Origin of the sequence: Nonomuraea salmonea, from assembly GCF_042428605.1 — a bacterium.
Classification (GTDB): Bacteria; Actinomycetota; Actinomycetes; order Streptosporangiales; family Streptosporangiaceae; genus Nonomuraea; species Nonomuraea salmonea.
In genome coordinates this window covers 377,828-390,634 of record NZ_JBHMCF010000038.1, presented here as the reverse complement: position 1 = coordinate 390,634, position 12,807 = coordinate 377,828, and the positions used below count along the sequence as shown (strand labels likewise).

Sequence of the window (12,807 nt, the reverse complement as noted above, 5' to 3'; positions counted from 1 at the left end):
GAGTGACCGATCATGGCTGCCGGATTCGGCCACAGGAGACGCGAACTGCACGCGTTATGGTCCTTTCGCGAGGACGTCTACCTCGAAGCCGACTCCCGCGCAGGAACCCTGGTGCTGCACAGCCGCTGGGACGACATCAAGGTGCCGCATCCGGGGCGGACGGTGGCCGAGGCGCTCCAGCGGATGGTCCTGGGGCCCATCCGCCTCGACAACGTCATCAGCGAAGCGGCGGACCTGGCCAACCTCCACCGCCTGCTGGAACGCCTCGAACCCCTGGTCGTGCGCTCCCTGGGCGCGGACCAGGAGCAGCCGCTGGTGTCGCTGGTCCCGCTCACGCCGCGCTCGCGCCTGAGGGTGCCGCCGGTGCCGGGCGACGTCCCCGTCCGGCTGTCCAGGTTCGCGATCATCAGCTCCGACGGCATGGACTACCGGCTCGAATCGCCCCTGGCGCTGCACCGGGTGGTCCTGCACACCCCCGAGGCCATGGGCCTGGTCGGCCACCTCAGGCGGCCGACCAGGCTGGACGCGATCGGCGACGCTCCGCCGTACTTCGCCACCCTCGTCGCCCACCTGGTGGCGACGGGGATGGTCGTGCTGGCGGAGCGCGTCGAGCCGTTCCGCCCGGCGGAGTTCGCCGAGGACACCGACGACGTGCTGGTCGCGTGGTCGCCGGTCAACCTGCTCTTCCACAGCCGTTCCACGCTGGGCAGGCACGACGCGGACTTCGGGGCCACGCATCCGGTGGGGGACCGGCGCGGCGTCGAGCCCGTGGTCGCCGACCGCCGCGACAGCGGCCTCGTCACGCTGTACCGGCCCACGTGGGAGGGCCTGGTCGCGGCCGATCCGCCGCTCGGCGCGGCCGTGGAGGCGGCGAACGGCGCGCCCCCCGCCCCTGGTCCGCTCACCGCGCGGGAGCTCGGCGAGCTGCTCTACCGCACGGCCAGGGTGCGCTCGGTGAGCGGCCCGCCCGGCTCGCCCGAGGAGACCAGCGACCGCCCTTATCCGAGCGTCGGCTCCCGCTATGAGCTGGAGCTGTACGTCGTCGCGGGCGACTGCGGCGACATGCCGCGCGGCGTCTACCACTACGACCCGCTCGATCACGGCCTGCGCAGGCTGCCGGGCGCGCCGGCCGACGTCGGCGCGGCGCTGGAGAACGCGCGGCTGGCCGCCGAGATGGATGATCCGCCGCCCGTCCTCGTCATCATCACCGCACGTTTCCGCCGGCTGTCGTGGAAGTACAACGGGCTCAGCTACGCCATGATGCTGAAGAACGTCGGCATGCTCACCCAGACGCTGTGCCTGGTGGCCGCCGGGCTCGGGCTGGGCGCGCACCCGCTGGAGAGCGTGGACGTCGAGTTGTGGGCCGACGCCCTCGACGCCGACTGGCGCGTCGAGTCGAGCGTGGGCGCCCTCGTGCTCGGCAGGAAGCCGCCGCGCGAGCTCGCGAGCGGCTGGCAGCCGGTGAACGACGCCCACTGGCCCGACCTGGCGCACCGGCTGACCCCGGCCGGAGAGACCGCCTGATCACCGCCCCTGATGGGTCACGTGCGCGTATGCGGCGGCCATGAAGTCCGATCGGTCCGTGTGGCAAGATGTTTTCACATCCGTTCACGGGCGAGGTGAGGGTCGGACGTGGCACCCGATCATGACGAACGGCGCGCTGCTCACGATGAGGTTCCCGTTTTCCTAAGTGCCAGAGCCTTTCATGCCGGCGCCTCTTCGCCCGACGGGGGCTGTTCCGATTTTCCTATCAACGTGCGTTCCGCTGCCCGCGCGCTGAGAGGAAGGCAGCCGAGCCGCTAAGGGGGCAAGGGGATGGGCCCGCACTTACTGGGTCATGAGGGAGAGCGGCTCAGGCCCTTGGAGCCGCGTACACGGCGGGTGGCGTGGGCCGTCACCGCCGCCGTCGCCGTCGGCTATGCCACCAACTCGGTGATCGCCGTGGTGGCGGGCGGCCTGCGCGGCGCGGGCCTGCTCGCCTTTCTCGGCTGTCTCGCCGTCGTCGTGTCCCTGCAGCTCGCGCACTACAGCCAGGGCGCGCTCGGCTGGCCGGCCCGGGTCCGCTTCCTCACGCTCGCGCTGCAGGCCGTCGCCACGTTCGCGCCCGCCGCCTGGGTGGGGCCGCAGTTCGGCGCCGCCGCCGGCTTCCTCGCCGGCTCGACACTGGTGGTGATCAAGGGCGGCGTTCGGTGGGTGCTCTATCCCGCCGTGGGCGCCGCGGTGCTGGTCGCGGCGCTGCTGCAGGGCCAGCCGTGGGAGCCGCTCAACCTGATCTACGCCGTGCACTTCACGCTGCTGACCGGCCTCATGCTGTACGCCGTCGGCTCCCTGTCGACGATCGCCGCCGAGCTGCACGACTCCCGTACCGACCTCGTCCGCATGGCCGTCGTGCAGGAACGCCTGCGGGTCGCCCGCGACCTGCACGACCTCGTGGGGCACGACCTGTCCGCGATCACCCTCCGGTACGAGCTGGCGTACCGGCTGCTGCCCGCCGCCCGCGCCCGCGCACTCGAGGAGATGCGGCACGCCCTCGACGTCGTACGCCAGGCCACGGTCGGCGCCCAGTCCGTGACCGGCGGCTACGGCAAGATGTCGCTGGCCAAGGAGCGGACCGACGCCGCCGCCACCCTGTCCGCCGCCCAGATCGAGGCCGGCATCCGCATCCCCGACGTCACCCTCACCGGCCGCCTCGACGAGGTGATGGCGATCGTGCTGCGCGAGGGCATCACCAACGTGCTGCGGCACAGCAAGGCGCAGCACTGCGACGTCGAGCTGGCCGTCGAGAACGGTACGGTCAGGCTGCACGTGGCCAACGACGGCGTGGACGCGGTCCACGCGGACCTCACCGACCGCGGCGACGGCCTGGGCAACCTGACCGCCCGCCTGGCGGAGATCGGCGGCCGGCTGACGGCCAGGGGGGAGGGCCACTGGTTCCACCTGACGGCCGAGGCCCCGCTGCGCCACCAGTCCGCCCCGCCCGACCGTCACCCGCAGGACGCCTCCCCGCGCGGCGGCTGGAGGCAGGGGGCCGGAGTCGCGGACCGGTGGGGCCCGAGGACGGCAGCCTGGATCGTCGCCGTGGTGCTGGCCGGTTACGCGCTCGCCATCCTGCTCAACATCGTCTGGACGTACCAGGGCACGGCGGACGTGCTGGGCGCCGCGGCCTGCTTGGCGGTCATGCTGGCGATGCAGGTGCCGCTCACCTTCGGCATGCTGCGCACGCCCCGGGCGCGCTGGGCCGCGCTGGTGGTGGAGGCCGCCGCCGCCTTCCTGCCGCTGGCCTGGCTGCACGTCCCGTGGGGCGGCATGGGCGGGTTCGTGGCGGCGGGCGTGCTGCTCGTGGTGTCCGGCAGGGCCCGCTGGATCCTGTACGCCGCCCTGGGCGCCGCCGTGCTGACGCTGGCGGTGCTGGCCGGGACGAGCATCAGCATGGTCGCCTGGCTCACCATCTCGACGCTGCTCACCGGCCTCGTCGTGTACGCCGTGAGCTGGCTGCTCATCATGGTGGCCGAGACGCATGCCGCGCGCGGCGAGCTGGCGGACGCCGCCGTCGAACGGGAACGGCTGCGCATGGCACGCGAGCTGAACGAGGTGCTGGTGGACGGCCTGTCGCAGGTGGCGCTCAAGGGCGTGCTGGCGTGCCGCCTGATGAGCACGTCCCCCTCCCGGGCGCACACGGAGCTGGAGCGGATCCTTGACTCGCTCAGACGCATGCTGGCCGACGTACGCCATGTGGCCAGCGACTACCGCAACATCTCCTTCACCGGCGAGGTCGACTCCGCGCAGGCGATACTCACGGCGGCCGGGATCGAGGTCAGGGCCGATCTCCGGCTCGGAGCCCTGGACGACAGGACCGACACGGTGCTCGCGACCATGCTGCGCGAGGCGGTCACCAACATCCTGCGCCACAGCACCGCCCGCCATTGCGTCATCGAGGGCGCGGACGGCCGGCTGACCATCGCCAACGACGGGGTGGACCTTCCTTCCGGCCCCCGTACGGTCCACAACCAGCATGGTCTGGGCGATTTGGAGCGGCGCCTGGACGGCGTCGGCGGTCAGCTGGAGGCACGCGTCGAGGACGGGTGGTTCAAGGTGACCGCTCGTTTGTGACGGCGGCGCGTTTGCGCCTGCCGCTGTGGCATATAGGTTGCTTAGGGGTGACGTGCAGGGGGCGGAATGCTGGAGCTGAAGGTCCTGATCGCCGAAGACGTGCACATGGTGCGGGGAGCGCTGGCCGCGTTGCTCACTCTGGAACCCGACATCTCCGTGGTGGCCGAGGTCGAGTGCGGTGACATGGTCGTTCCCACGGCGCTCAAGACGAAGCCCGACGTGGCCGTCATCGACATCGACATGCCGCGCATGGACGGCCTGACCGCCGCGCAGATCCTGCACGAGAAGCTGCCGTCCTGCCGCACGCTGATCCTCACCGGCATGGGCCGCCCCGGCACGCTCAGGCGGGCACTCGCGGTGTCGGTGTCCGGCTTCCTGCTCAAGGACGCGCCCGCCGACCAGCTCGCCGCCGCCGTCCGCGGCGTCGCGGCGGGCCGCCGCATCGTCGACCCCCAGCTCGCCCTGTCCGCCTGGGACATCGGCGAGAACCCGCTGTCAGGGCGCGAGATCGAGGTCCTGCACCTGGCGTCCAAGGGGGCGGAGGCGGAGGAGATCGCGGCCACGCTGCACCTGTCGGTGGGCACGGTGCGCAACCACCTGACCAAGATCGTCACCAAACTCAACGCCCGCAACCGCGTGGACGCCATCCGCATCGCCACCGAGGCCGGCTGGGTCCACTGAGCGTTGCGACGCTTCGTTCAACGGAATACTGTCGCCCCATGCCGAGGGGAACTTCTGAAGTCAGCGAGCCGATGTACTTCGTGCTCACCGCCCTGCGTGCGGGCCCGCTGCACGGACACGCGATCAGCAAGTCGATCAAGGAACTGTCCGCAGGCAGGGTGCAGCCGTCGGTCGGCACCCTCTACGGCATCCTGGAGCGGCTCAACGAGCGCGGCGTGATCACCGTCGACCGCGAGGAGACGGTCAACGGCCGCAACCGCCGCTACTTCCGCATCACCGACGAGGGCCAGGCGCTCGTGGAGGCCGAGGCGAGGCGGATGCACGAGGCCGCCGCGCTCGTCCTGCGGCCCTCCAGCTCATGACGGTTGTCCCGCAGGCCCCACAGTCGTCGCAGAGCCCCCGAAGCTCGCAGGATCCGCGAAGCCCCGAGAGCCCGGAGAGCCCGGAGAGCCCGGAGAGCCCGGAGAGTCCGGAGAGTCCGGAGAGTCCGGAGAGCCCTCAGGGTCCGCGAAGCCCCGAGAGCCCGCAGGGCGGGGCGCTGGAGCGCCGCTACCGCGCGCTGCTGCGGGCCTATCCGCGCTCCTACCGCGCGGCGCACGGTGACGAGCTGCTCGACGTCCTGCTGGAGTCGGCGGACCCCGGCAGGACCGTGCCCGTGCCGAGGGAGGCGTGGGGCCTGCTGGCGGGCGGCGTGCGCAGCCGTGTCGTGCACCTGGCGGCCGGCAGTCCCTGGAAGGACGGCCTGCACCTCGGCGTGACGGCCCTGGCGGCGGTGCAGCTGGCGGCGCTGCTGCCGTACGCGGGGTCGCTGCCCCTGTGGACGGCGGTGTCGGCGCTCGCCCTGCTCGCCGTCCTGCGCGGGTGGGTGTGGGCGGCGGTTCCGCTCACGCTGGCCGTCGGCATGAAGGCGGTGGCGATCGCGGGTGGCCGGCAGATCTTCGACCTCACGCTGCTGCCCGTCTATCCGTCGCCGCTCGGCGATCACGCGCTCTTCGCCGACGGCGACCCGTACGTGGTGGCGGGCGGATACGCGGTCACGCTGGCCGGCCTGGGGGTGCTGGCGGCGCGCGGACGGCCGCTGCGTGCCCGGTCGTGGTGGTGGTGCGCGGCGGTCCTGGCGGCGGCGTGGTCGGGTCCGCACTGGATGGTGGAGGAGGGCCCGCTGTCCCTCTCGCTCAGCAGGATGGCCGTGGAGGCGGTGGCGTTCGGGCTGGCGGCCTGGGCCGGATATCTGACGCGCGACCACCGGTGGGCGCTGGCCGCCGGCATCTATCTGGCGGTGACCTCGGGTGACCTGGTCGTGCACGCGTCCGAGCTGACCGGGCAGCACCTGGCCTACTGGGGCGTGCTCGCCGTGCTGGCGCTCTGGGCCGCCGGCACGCCCCTGAGACAGCGGCGGCACTGCCTGGATTGACCATGCTCCGTTGAACGGAGTATGGTCGGGCACCATGCCGTACAGACTCCACGTGCGCACGCTCCTGCCCCTGGCCGCCCTGGCCCTGCTCTGCGGCTGCGGGGGCGCCGCAGAGACCGCCGCGCCGTCGCCGAGCGCGACGAGCGACAAGAAGCACCGGCTCGAAGCGGCCAAGGCCGACTGCATGAAGCAGCAGGGCTTCAAGTACGTCCCGTACGTCTCGCACCCCCAGGTGCAGGACACCGACGAGAGCCGCAAGCGCGCCGCAGGCGACTACCAAGCAATGCGGAAATTCCGCCAGAAATACGGGTTCGGGATATTCGCGACGTACGTCTATCCCAAGGAGATGGGCAACCCGGCGGTCAAGCCCGACGACCCCCAGGTCAACCCCAACTGGGCGATCCAGTCCTCGCTCTCGAAGGCCCAGATGGGCGCCTACAGGAAGGCCCTGGACACCTGCGTCGTCACCGCGGCCAACCAGGTGCTCGGCCTGAAGCTCAAGCCGGGCACCGACTACTACGCCGAGCAGTACGACGCCCGCCGCCGCGAGCTCAAGAGCGGCGTCGACGGCGACCCCGAGCTGATCAGGCTGGCCGGCGCCATGGCCGCCTGCCTGAAGGGCAAGGGCCACGCGATCAGCGACGCCACGCCGCTGGCGATGGCCGAGCGCGGGCCCGAGACGTTCCGCGTCCAGGAGGACAGGCTGGGCCGGGCGCAGCGGGACGACGTGCCCGACGTCGCGCCTCCGGCGAAGGAGGGCGAGCCGCCCATGACGTACGCGCCCACCCTCACCCCGGAGGAGGCGCGCCCCTATCTGAACAGGGAGATCAAGGCGGCGCTCGACGACCTGGAGTGCGGCAGGGACTTCTACCCCGCCTACCTGCCGCGCCAGGCGGCGATCGACGAGCAGGTCAACGACCGGTTCGGCATGTGAAGCCGCCATGAAGTCGCCACGCAGGCTCTTGGCCGGCGTCATCGCCGGCGTCGTCGTCATCGCCGCCGCGGGCTGGGCGCTGAGCACCCGGTTACGCTCGCCCGCCGACGAGGCGGCCCGCAGAGCCGCGCCCAGGCCCTCGCTCGTCACCGCCGCCGTCGAGCGCCGCAAACTCGTCAGCACCGTCGTGACCAGCGGCACCCTGGAGTACGGCTCGCCCCTGCCCATCACCCTCGCCGGAGCGGTCGGCGGCGCGGCGGAGCTGCAGAGGGCGACCAGGGCGCCGCGCAAGGGCCGCATCAAGGAGGGGGCGGTGCTGATGGAGGTCAACGGCCGCCCGGTGTTCGCGCTGCGCGGCTCCGTGCCGATGCACCGCACGATCGCCCCGGGCAGCAAGGGCGCCGACGTCAGGCAGCTGCAGCGGGCGCTGCGCAGGCTGGGCTTCGGCGGGCCGCTGACGGGCGTGTTCGACCAGGCCACGATCGCCGCCGTCACCAGGATGTACACGAAGAAGGGGTACGAGGCCCAGCAGCCGTCGCTGGCCGACCGGCAGGCGTACGACACGCTGCGCAAGGCCGTACAGACGGCGCAGGAGACCCTCGCGACCGAGCAACAGGCGCTCGACCAGGGCCGTGACGTGCTGCCGCTGAAGGTGAAACTCGACAACGCCGAGGCGGACATGACGGCGGCGAAGCGGGCGCTGAAGCAGGCCGAGGAGCGGCGGCTGACGCCCGAGGACGAGGCGAAGCTGGCGGCGGCCGACGCGGCCGTACGCGCGGCGGAGGAGAAGCTGGCGGCGGCCGAGCAGGAGCTGGAAGCGGCCAGGACCCGGCCGACGCCCACCCCCACCCCCGCCCCAACTCCCAGCCTCACCTCCACCCCCGCCCTCATCTCCGCGAGTCAGCCGCCCGCTGACACGAGCCTGTTGCGGATGCGGGTCGACAACGCCAGGGCCGACCTCGCCGCCGCCCACGAGGCGCGCGGCCTGGCCATGGAGGAGGCGCGGCAGGCCAGGGAGAAACGGCTGGAGGAGCTGCGCAAGGCCGTACGCACCGCCAAGGAGAGCCTGGTCACGGCCCAGCAGGCGCTGCGGCAGGCGAGGAGGTTGTCACCCACCAGGCTCAAGGTGGCGGGCGCCAGGAAGGACGTGGCGGCGGCCGAGGAGATGCTGGCCGAGTACGCCCGCACGTACGGCACCTCGGTCCCGCCCGGCGAGGTGGTGTTCCTGCCGAAGCTGCCCGCCCGGGTGCAGAAGGTGTCGGTGAAGGCGGGGCAGCGCGTCGAGGACGAGGTCGCCACCGTCACCAGCTCGTCGTTCATGGTGACCGCGAGCGTGGAGGCGGCGGAGTCGGAGCTGCTGCGCGCCGGCATGGAGGCGAGCATCGAGCTCGGCACGGGCAGGACGTATCGGGCCACGCTCGCAGCGGTCGGCGACCGGGCGAAGGTGCCGGACGCCGAGGAGCCGCCTGAAGGCGCCGTACCGATCCTGCTCACGCCCGCCACGAGCAAGGCGCTCAAGGCCGGTACGGCGGTGACGGCGCGGGTCACCGTGGGCGCGACCGAGGAGCCGGTGCTGGTGGTCCCGGTGGCGGCGGTGATCACCTCGGCCGACGGGAAGGCCCGCGTACGCGTCGAGCACGCGCCCGACGAGACCGAGGACGTCGAGGTGCGCACCGGCCTGACCGCGGACGGGAACGTCGAGGTCACCGGCGCGCTCAAGGAGGGCGACCGGGTGGTGGTCGGCGGTGCCTGAGCCGGTCATCGAGCTGACGGAGGTGTGCAGGGAGTTCCCCGCGCAGCCGCCGGTCCGCGCACTCGACCGCGTCACGCTGCGGGTGTGCAGGGGCGACTACCTGGCCATCACCGGCCCGTCGGGGTCAGGCAAGTCGACCCTGCTCAACGTGCTCGGCCTGCTCGACCGGCCGAGCACCGGCAGCTACCGGCTGCACGGCGTCGAGACCACGACCCTGCGCGACGGCGCCAGGACCCGGTTGCGCGCCGACCGCATCGGCTTCGTCTTCCAGGCCTTTCACCTGCTGTCCCACCGCAGCGTCGTGGAGAACGTCATGCTCGCCGAGGTCTACCGCCGGCGGCCGGGCACGATCAGGCAGCGGCGCGCGCGGGCGATGGCCGCGCTGGAGCGGGTCGGCGTCGCCCATCGCGCCGGCTTCGCGCCCGGCCTGCTGTCCGGCGGCGAACGCCAGCGCGCGGCCATCGCCAGAGCCCTCATGGGCGAGCCGTCCCTGCTGCTGTGCGACGAGCCCACCGGCAACCTCGACAGCCGCAACACCGAGGCGGTGCTCGGCCTGTTCGACGAGCTGCGCGGGCAAGGGCTGACGATCGTGGTGATCACGCACGAGCAGGAGGTCGGCGCGCGGGCCGGGCGGCGGGTGCGCATCACCGACGGCGTGCCGGTGGAGGAGGCGTGATGCACGTACGCGACCTGATCGGCGAGTCCGTCGCCGGCATGCTCGCCAGGCCGGTGCGCTCGGCGCTCACCACGCTCGGCACCGTGCTCGGCATCACGACGCTCGTCGTCACGCTCGGCGTGGCCGCGACGGCGGGCAACCAGATCGTCGGCCGCTTCGACGAGCTGGTGGCCACGGCCATCACCGTGGAGGTGCCGGAGCAGGAGTTCGAGCCGCTCGTGGAGTGGACCGCGATCGACCGGCTGACCAGGCTGCGCGGCGTCGAGTCGGCCGCCGCGGTGGCCGAGAGCGACGACGGCTCCAACCTGTCCGTGCGCTCCAACGACATCGTGGACCCGTCCAGGGTCACCACGCAGTCCCTGACCGTGCTGGCCGCGACGACCGGGCTGCCCGAGGCGGCGCGCGGCCGGATGCTGCAGGGCCGCTTCTACGACACGGGACACGTCCGGCGGGGCGACCGGGTGGCGGTCATCGGCGACCAGGCGGCCAGAGCGCTCGGCGTCACCCGGCTCGACCGGTCACCGGCGATCTTCATCGGCAGGCACGCGTACACGGTGATCGGCATCATGGGCGACCTGCGCCGCGAGCGGAACCTCAGCACGGCGGTGATCGTCCCGCCCACGGCGGGCCGGCAGTTCGGCCTCCGCGACGTCACCCGGGTGCTGGTCAACACCACCTTGGGGGCCGCCGGGCTGATCGCCGGCCAGGCCCCCGCCGCGCTCAGCCCCGGCAACGCGGACATGCTGCACGTGGTCGCGCCGCCCAGCCCCACCAGGGCCCGCGACCAGGCGCAGGACGACGTGAACGCGCTCTTCCTCATCCTCGGCCTGGTCTCGCTGGTGGTGGGCGCCGTCGGCATCGCGAACGTCACCCTGGTCACCGTCATGGAGCGGGTGCCGGAGATCGGCCTGCGCCGCGCCCTCGGCGCCGCCCGCCGGCACATCGCCGCGCAGTTCCTGCTGGAGTCGACGCTGATCGGGCTGATCGGCGGCGTGGTCGGCGCCGCGCTCGGCGTGGTCACCGTGGTCGCCGTGGCGGCCGCCAAGCAGTGGACGCCGCTCCTGGACGTCCGCCTCGCCATCGCCGCGCCCGTCGCCGGCGCGGTGGTGGGCCTGCTGGCCGGCCTCTACCCGGCCCTGCGCGGCGCCAGGATGGAGCCGGTGGACGCCCTGCGGTGAACTGCACACCATTAAGGTGACGCCATGCAGGTCGCGAGCACGTTCGAGGAGGCGCTCGGCAGGGCGCACGCCCGTGGCGACTGGTCCGCCTGCTCGGAGCTGCTGCGCACCGCCGCCTTCGCGCTCCCGATCGGCGACGAGGCGGCGCGGGGTGAGACGCCGGCGGTCTGGCCCACGTTCACGGCGGACGGGCGCACGTGGCTGGCCGTGTTCACCTCGCCGGAGTCGATGGGTGAGGTGGCCTCCCACTTCCGGGTCGTGACCCTGCCGGAGCTGGCGGCCCGCTGGCCCAACCCGCACTGGGGGCTGGCGGTCAACCCGGGACGGCCGGTCTGCTTCATCCTGGAGCCGGGGACGGTGGCCAGGCTCGCCGCCCCGACGCTGCGGGAGGTCGTGGCAGCGGCGCCGGACGCGGGCGTCCCGATCGTGCAGAAGCTGCTGCGCCCGTTCGACGTCCTGGAGCTGCTGAGCACGGGGGAGCCGCGGGTGTCCGGCTACTGCCACCTCGCGACGGACGTGGCGCACCTCACGCGGCCGGCCGCCCTGGCGGAGGCCCTGGCCAGGGACGAGGCGCTCACCCGCGACGGCACCGTGAACATCCTGCGCTGGCCGGCCGTCGGCCTGTCCCTCTACCGCACGCCCTACGGCGGGACGGACGAGCAGAGCATGCGGGCCGTCGCCGGGTGGGTCGTCGAGGAGCCGCCGTTCGTCGGGATGGGCCTCGCGCCCAGCGCCGACGAGATCGTCAGGGAGTACAAGATCGACGGCATCCTGCTGCCGTACGGGGCGGAGATCCTGGAGCTGGGTGCCGACGGCGTGGAGCGGCTGCGCGCGCAGTTCGACGCCGATCGCGGGAAGTGGCTGGTGGAGGAGCCCGGATGAGCTATCGGGCCTCCTGGAGGGGAGCCGTGTACGACGCCGCTCCGCAGCTGCTGGAGGACGGGCTGTGGATCCGGCTGCGCCGCGCGTCGCCCGCCGCCGGGTTCGAGCGGCTGGCGGACGATCTGTACGTCAGGCCCGTCCCCGCCGCGGAGTGCGCCTGGGTACGCCACGTCATCACCGTCTGCACCTGGCGGGACGCGCCGTTCCGGCTGTGCGCGCAGCGGGGGGACAAAGTGCTCATCGAGTACGTCGGCGCGCAGGTCACCGTGGCCAGGGAGCTGGACCTCGACCGGATCGACCGCGGTGTCCACAGGCTGTGGGTGCCCAGGGCCGAGGTCGCGGAGGTGCAGGAGCTGCCGGTGGATGTCCTGTTGTGACGGGTGTTGTCATTGGTACGTTACCGGGCAGACACTTTGGGGGATATGTCGATGAACGTTGATGCGGGCGGGCTGCAGGCCTACACCGACGAGCTCCAAGCCCGGTTCATGCGGTTGCAGAGCGAGGCGCTGTCCCTGAACGAGCAGGCCCGCGCCGTCGAGGTCACGGAGAAGTCGGCGGACGGCCTCGTCTCCGCCACCGTCGGCGCCCGCGGCGAGCTGATCAGCCTCGACCTCGACCCCCGCGTGTTCCGCCGCCCCGACGCCCGCGGACTCGCGGACACGATCAAGGACACCATCCACCGGGCCACGCTCGCGGCCCAGGAAAGGGTGGTGGAGATCTTCGCCTCGATCGTGCCCGCCGAGCAGATGCGGGCGCACGTCGAAGGCGACGTCGAGGCCCTCATGCGGCAGCTGGCCGGCCAGATGGCCGAGGGGGACGGTCACCGGTGAGGAACGAGGAGGGCACCGAGATCACCGAGCCGATCTCGACCGGCATCTCCCAGTTCGAGCTCATGGCGAGTGATCTGGACACCGCCTACCGGTCGGACGAGACGGAGCTGCGCGGACTGCTGGCGGCCAAGATCTGGGGCACGGGAGCGGCCGGCACCGCGTTCATCCAGGCCCTTGAGGCGAACGGCGGCCTGGACCTGTGGCTCTACGACACCGGCGCGCTCGTGCAGGACATCAACAGGACACCGGCCAAGTTACGCAAGGCCGTCGGCAACTCGCTGAGCACCGACGCGGCGCTGGCCCAGCGCACGGCCCGCATGCTCGGCCCCGCCTGACGGAGCGCGACGTC

13 protein-coding genes are annotated in these 12,807 nt (G+C 72.5%); all 13 read left to right on the top strand.

Going from position 1 to position 12,807, the window contains the following annotated elements; genetic code table 11:
• Positions 1-12: 12 nt before the first annotated feature.
• Entirely contained in the window at positions 13-1,524 is a 1,512-nt protein-coding gene (locus ACFFR3_RS34100; protein WP_345392601.1) for a SagB/ThcOx family dehydrogenase, read from the top strand.
• 336 nt (positions 1,525-1,860) lie between these two features.
• Positions 1,861-4,110: a sensor histidine kinase gene (locus tag ACFFR3_RS34095; protein WP_364367818.1), complete on the top strand. Its 2,250-nt coding sequence runs from the start codon at positions 1,861-1,863 to the stop codon at positions 4,108-4,110.
• Between the two features lie 66 nt (positions 4,111-4,176).
• A complete protein-coding gene (locus ACFFR3_RS34090) occupies positions 4,177-4,791 on the top strand; it encodes a response regulator transcription factor (RefSeq protein WP_364367815.1) in 615 nt (204 codons plus the stop codon).
• A gap of 38 nt (positions 4,792-4,829) precedes the next feature.
• A complete protein-coding gene (locus ACFFR3_RS34085) occupies positions 4,830-5,153 on the top strand; it encodes a PadR family transcriptional regulator (RefSeq protein ID WP_345392595.1) in 324 nt (107 codons plus the stop codon).
• Positions 5,150-6,205 (top strand): hypothetical protein, encoded by a 1,056-nt coding sequence (locus ACFFR3_RS34080; protein WP_364367812.1) that lies wholly within the window; start codon positions 5,150-5,152, stop codon positions 6,203-6,205. Before ACFFR3_RS34085 ends, ACFFR3_RS34080 begins: the two co-directional genes overlap by 4 nt.
• Before the next feature lie 34 nt (positions 6,206-6,239).
• Entirely contained in the window at positions 6,240-7,139 is a 900-nt protein-coding gene (locus tag ACFFR3_RS34075) for a hypothetical protein (protein ID WP_364367809.1), read from the top strand.
• 7 nt (positions 7,140-7,146) lie between these two features.
• Positions 7,147-8,892 (top strand): peptidoglycan-binding protein, encoded by a 1,746-nt coding sequence (locus tag ACFFR3_RS34070; RefSeq protein WP_379484473.1) that lies wholly within the window; start codon positions 7,147-7,149, stop codon positions 8,890-8,892.
• On the top strand, positions 8,885-9,568 hold the full coding sequence (locus ACFFR3_RS34065; protein WP_345392580.1) for an ABC transporter ATP-binding protein: 684 nt from the start codon (positions 8,885-8,887) through the stop codon (positions 9,566-9,568). Before ACFFR3_RS34070 ends, ACFFR3_RS34065 begins: the two co-directional genes overlap by 8 nt.
• Positions 9,568-10,746 (top strand): ABC transporter permease, encoded by a 1,179-nt coding sequence (locus ACFFR3_RS34060; RefSeq protein ID WP_364367800.1) that lies wholly within the window; start codon positions 9,568-9,570, stop codon positions 10,744-10,746. The genes ACFFR3_RS34065 and ACFFR3_RS34060 overlap by 1 nt, the downstream gene beginning before the upstream one ends.
• A 24-nt stretch (positions 10,747-10,770) precedes the next feature.
• Positions 10,771-11,628: an SseB family protein gene (locus tag ACFFR3_RS34055; protein WP_345392572.1), complete on the top strand. Its 858-nt coding sequence runs from the start codon at positions 10,771-10,773 to the stop codon at positions 11,626-11,628.
• On the top strand, positions 11,625-12,005 hold the full coding sequence (locus tag ACFFR3_RS34050) for a UCP033725 family protein (protein ID WP_379484472.1): 381 nt from the start codon (positions 11,625-11,627) through the stop codon (positions 12,003-12,005). Before ACFFR3_RS34055 ends, ACFFR3_RS34050 begins: the two co-directional genes overlap by 4 nt.
• Before the next feature lie 51 nt (positions 12,006-12,056).
• The gene (locus ACFFR3_RS34045) at positions 12,057-12,458 is read left to right on the top strand and encodes a YbaB/EbfC family nucleoid-associated protein (protein ID WP_364367791.1); all 402 of its coding nucleotides are present in this window, start codon (positions 12,057-12,059) and stop codon (positions 12,456-12,458) included.
• Positions 12,455-12,793 carry a hypothetical protein gene (locus tag ACFFR3_RS34040; RefSeq protein WP_345392563.1) on the top strand — a complete coding sequence of 113 codons (339 nt, stop codon included), beginning with the start codon at positions 12,455-12,457 and terminating at the stop codon, positions 12,791-12,793. Before ACFFR3_RS34045 ends, ACFFR3_RS34040 begins: the two co-directional genes overlap by 4 nt.
• Positions 12,794-12,807: the final 14 nt, after the last annotated feature.

Coding starts and splice junctions, on each gene's coding strand:
- ACFFR3_RS34085 (WP_345392595.1), top strand. CDS start 4,830: ATGCCGAGGGGAACTTCTGAAGTCAGCGAGCCGATGTACTTCGTGCTC.
- ACFFR3_RS34075 (WP_364367809.1), top strand. CDS start 6,240: ATGCCGTACAGACTCCACGTGCGCACGCTCCTGCCCCTGGCCGCCCTG.
- ACFFR3_RS34070 (WP_379484473.1), top strand. CDS start 7,147: ATGAAGTCGCCACGCAGGCTCTTGGCCGGCGTCATCGCCGGCGTCGTC.
- ACFFR3_RS34090 (WP_364367815.1), top strand. CDS start 4,177: ATGCTGGAGCTGAAGGTCCTGATCGCCGAAGACGTGCACATGGTGCGG.
- ACFFR3_RS34055 (WP_345392572.1), top strand. CDS start 10,771: ATGCAGGTCGCGAGCACGTTCGAGGAGGCGCTCGGCAGGGCGCACGCC.
- ACFFR3_RS34045 (WP_364367791.1), top strand. CDS start 12,057: ATGAACGTTGATGCGGGCGGGCTGCAGGCCTACACCGACGAGCTCCAA.
- ACFFR3_RS34080 (WP_364367812.1), top strand. CDS start 5,150: ATGACGGTTGTCCCGCAGGCCCCACAGTCGTCGCAGAGCCCCCGAAGC.
- ACFFR3_RS34050 (WP_379484472.1), top strand. CDS start 11,625: ATGAGCTATCGGGCCTCCTGGAGGGGAGCCGTGTACGACGCCGCTCCG.
- ACFFR3_RS34100 (WP_345392601.1), top strand. CDS start 13: ATGGCTGCCGGATTCGGCCACAGGAGACGCGAACTGCACGCGTTATGG.
- ACFFR3_RS34060 (WP_364367800.1), top strand. CDS start 9,568: ATGCACGTACGCGACCTGATCGGCGAGTCCGTCGCCGGCATGCTCGCC.